The organism is Deinococcus marmoris DSM 12784 (assembly GCF_000701405.1).
GTDB classification, from domain to species: Bacteria; Deinococcota; Deinococci; order Deinococcales; family Deinococcaceae; genus Deinococcus; species Deinococcus marmoris.
The window spans coordinates 1-3,664 of record NZ_JNIV01000182.1 but is presented as its reverse complement, the minus strand read 5'-3'; the positions used below and the strand labels follow the sequence as shown (position 1 = coordinate 3,664).

The following is a 3,664-nucleotide window of genomic DNA, read 5'->3' as shown; positions in this document are numbered from 1 at the left end:
GCCATACTTCCGCTTCCTGGTGCTATCTCGCCAACATTCGCCTGATGCTCCGTCGCCTCGACCCATCCGTCGAACCTTTATAAACACGCTCTAAGCCCGGTCTTGGGCGATCACGCCTGCGCCGCGCTACTCTGCCGCCGCGCCCTGCTCTCCCTCGGCGGCCTGTGTTGCGGCTTTCGCTCTGGGGGTTTTCTCTTTGGCTTGACCACTGCCCACCACCGCTTCGCCTGGTGTCGGCTTCTTGCTGGTGCGCCGCCGCTTTTTCTTCAGTGATTTTCTGAACTCCTCGGCGCGGGCTTTGAAGTCTACTTTGCCGCTCATCACGTCGGCTTCGTAAGCGATTCCAGCGGCCCCGCGCATGGTGGTGAGATCAAGTTCTTTCAGGGTTTGCTCGTGCCATTTGGAGAACGGCTCATCTCGCTGGGTCATGAGGTCCCGGTACGTTGAACCCCGGACATCAAAGGTCTTTTCGATGGGCAGACACTCAATTTCCCCTTCCTTGGCCGCTTCACGAAATAACCGGATGTATTTGACCTGCATCTTCGTATCCATCGACTCGATGAGGTCTGACAGTTTGACAAATTCAGTTTCAGCCATAGCGCATTATTAGCACAAGTTTTTGACCGGCAGCACCTGACAGATTGGAGGAATGAACCGCAATACGAATGAGCAAAAGGATCTCTCCTCTGATTTGATTCCGCTTGACCGTCACAGCTCTAGTTCAGGATCTTCTCTCAGGGGTGAAGTACACTTCAAATCAACTGCGGGGGTGGGCATGAACGGGTACAAGCGGGTCTGGGACAACACACTGAAAAAACAGGTGTACGTTCACCGGCTGGTGGCTGCCCAGAGCCTGGGCCGCGCGCTGCTGCCCGGCGAAGTGATTCACCATCTGAACGGGGACAAGCATGATCTCCGCCCCGAGAATCTGCTGACGCTGCCCAGCCAGGCCGCGCACATGGTGGTGGAGCATATCGAGCGCAAACGCTCACGCGGGATGGCCCCCCTGTTTGAACTGGAACAGATGGTGGCGGGGTCTGTTTGCCTACCTCTGGATTCGGGGTGATGAGGGCCGATTCCCCAGCGCAGATTCTCATTGCTGTTCTTCACATGGTCCCTGTTGCTACTCGTCGTCGTCCGTTCGCCTGCGGGGTGGACTGGGCCGGAAGGTCAGCGTGGGATGGGAGGCCAGCACCTGACGCACCTCGCGTTCAAAGGGCCGGCCCGCCATCTGCGATCCCGACAGGTGCAGCCAGCCCCAGCTGCGGCTCATGGCGGTGAACAACTGGTTGCGGACCTGGATGTCTCCTTCGGCCCTTGCGACTTCATCCAGACCTACGACGTACACCACGTCTGCCTCGTTCCCTTTGGCGCGGTGGATGGTGGTGATGGTCACGGCCCCGTCCAGCCAGAAGCGGTTGGGGTTCTTTCCGGCGGGCATGTTTTTTCCATCGGCAGAGGGAATGTAGAAGTCGATGCCCGCAGCTTTAAGCCCTTCTCCAACCTTGAGCATCATGGAGTTTGCGCTGGCCCCGGCTCCAACTGTGACCACCAGGATGTTGCGTGACAGTTGTAACCCTTCGCCCACGTCGCGGGCGATGTTCGCCGTCAATGCTCGGATTTCGTCGGCGCGGGTGTTGTAATTGTCAAACGTCACCAGTGGTTCCGAGGTCAAGGCAGGCAGGGGATGTGGGCTGTTCCTGGCCGGGCGGTGGATGGTCACCGGTTCCTTGCCCCGGAAGTCCCCAGCCGTCACCTCGTAGCCCAGCCGGTCCCAGTCTTTTTGCTGGGTGGGACCAGAGAGCATTCCACCCTCGCGCAGCAGCCCCATGCCCAGGGCGTGCGCGGCCACCAGAATGGGGCCGGGAGTCCGGTAGGACACCCGCATGACCTCAGACTTGCCGATGCCCCCTCTATAGGTGGCCCCCGCGCCGAAGACATCCGCCCACGAATCACCAAACACCGTCCGGGTATTGGGGATCATCATGCTGTCCAGACTCTGGGCCTCGTCATACGCCCAGATCAGACGGCGCAGCAGAGGTTTTTTCAGGTCCAGTTCCTCAAAGAGAGAGACCTCCTGCGGCACTGGGCGCAGGGAACGGTGGGCCAGCCAGTAAAACGCCTGGCGCTGCTCGTAGAGGATGGCCGGTTCCTCGTTCACCAGGTCCTGCCCCTCGTCAATCAACACCGCGTCAAAGAATTCCAGACTGGCCTGCTGCTCCTCGGCGACCTGCAACAGCCGGTGGGCGCAATAGATCAGGTTCTTGGACGCCTGATAGCCGTAGGGGGCGTCTTTCACGGCCAGCGGGGGCGCGCCGATATGCTCAGCCAGCACCCGGTAAAAACCGGGTTGCCCCTGTGTCCCCCAGGCGTGCAGGATGCGGAGTTTGTGCTGGGCATCCGAGAGCCGGGTCTCACCGTCACTCTGAAGGCGCAACCAGTGGTCCACCTGGGTCGTGATCTGCTCGTAGAGGCTGCGGCTGAAGAAGACCAGGGCAATATCCCAGTCGGGGTGCTTGAGGTGCATGGTGGCCGCTTTCTGGGCCAGCAACACCGTCTTGCCGCTTCCGGCAAGACCCCGAATCCGCTGCGGCCCCGGCGGCACTGTTTTGGCAATGCGTTCCTGCTGAAGATCTAAGGGGCGCTCAGCTACCCGGACAGCGGCCACCAATTCCGCGCGGGTCTGCGGAATGGGGGGAACGACCACGGGAGCAATATTCTTCGGTTTGGGGATATTGCCGCTGGTGCCAAAGGCCCGCGTCAAGGCTCCCCACTGTCCCTCGTCCAGCGCCTGGCCCTGGGCGACGAGCTGCGTGCGCTCCAGCGCCCGCATCAATTTGCCAGGGGTCAACTGGTCCCCGAACAGCATCGGTGTGGCCCCCAGCAGGGCATTGAAGGACGCGTCATCCCACTCGTCGCGGGTGATCATGGGCGTGGCCACCACCACCCGCCCCGGCACCCGGTCCAGACCCACGCGGCCCCGCAGGGTGTTCATGATGACCTGGAGCTGGGCTTTGGCCTGCTGGTACGGGTTGATCTGCGCCCGGCCAAAGTAGGCGTTGGGGGCCATGTTCCACTCGTAACCGCTGACGCCCGAGATCTGGGCAAGCTGTAAACTTTTGACCTCAATGATGACCACGCCCAGCTCGGCGTCCAGCAGCAGAATATCCGGCTCCCGCACGCTCTTTTCAGAGATGAGTGGGTAGCGCCACCAACCTAAAGTGTCTCGTCCTGCGAACGCGGCTTTAACGGCCTCGAAGACCCGTTGCTCGCCCTCCTCACCGGCAAGTCTGAATTCCTCGGTCTGAATAAAATCGGCCATGACCTGTGGACAATAGCGCCCAGAGTAGAAAGGCGATCATGAAAAAACGCCACTGGGCGGGGGATCAGGGGTAGAGGTCAGAATTGGCACGGCTGAAGATGTCGGCTGGGAACTCCCACTTCCCCGATACATCCCCATGGTGTGAGCATCGTTGATCTCCCAGCACAAGTTCTGGTTCCAAGTCTCAAGTGAAACCATACTCACAGCAGTGAGTAAAACTATTCTTTATTCATAAATGAAGGGATAGTCTTCAGTACCGGACAACTTGCGTTTAAGTGGCGCTGGGTGCGGAGAAAGGTTGATTTAAGAGGCCGAAGTATATTTCGGCCTGTGGGTGATCCC

The 3,664-nt window shown here is 59.9% G+C and carries 3 protein-coding genes; 1 reads left to right on the top strand and 2 read right to left on the bottom strand.

Annotated features, from left to right (window positions below):
- Positions 1-126: 126 nt before the first annotated feature.
- The gene (locus tag Q319_RS0122685) at positions 127-597 is read right to left on the bottom strand and encodes a hypothetical protein (RefSeq protein WP_029484671.1); all 471 of its coding nucleotides are present in this window, start codon (positions 595-597) and stop codon (positions 127-129) included.
- Positions 598-775: 178 nt separating this feature from the next.
- Between Q319_RS0122685 and Q319_RS0122680 the strand changes: the two genes are divergently transcribed.
- The gene (locus Q319_RS0122680) at positions 776-1,066 is read left to right on the top strand and encodes an HNH endonuclease (RefSeq protein ID WP_051655698.1); all 291 of its coding nucleotides are present in this window, start codon (positions 776-778) and stop codon (positions 1,064-1,066) included.
- 57 nt (positions 1,067-1,123) lie between these two features.
- Here the strand turns inward: Q319_RS0122680 and Q319_RS0122675 are convergent, their stop codons facing one another.
- Positions 1,124-3,322, bottom strand: a complete 2,199-nt coding sequence (locus tag Q319_RS0122675) for an ATP-binding domain-containing protein (RefSeq protein ID WP_029484669.1) — start codon at positions 3,320-3,322, stop codon at positions 1,124-1,126.
- Positions 3,323-3,664 lie beyond the last annotated feature (342 nt).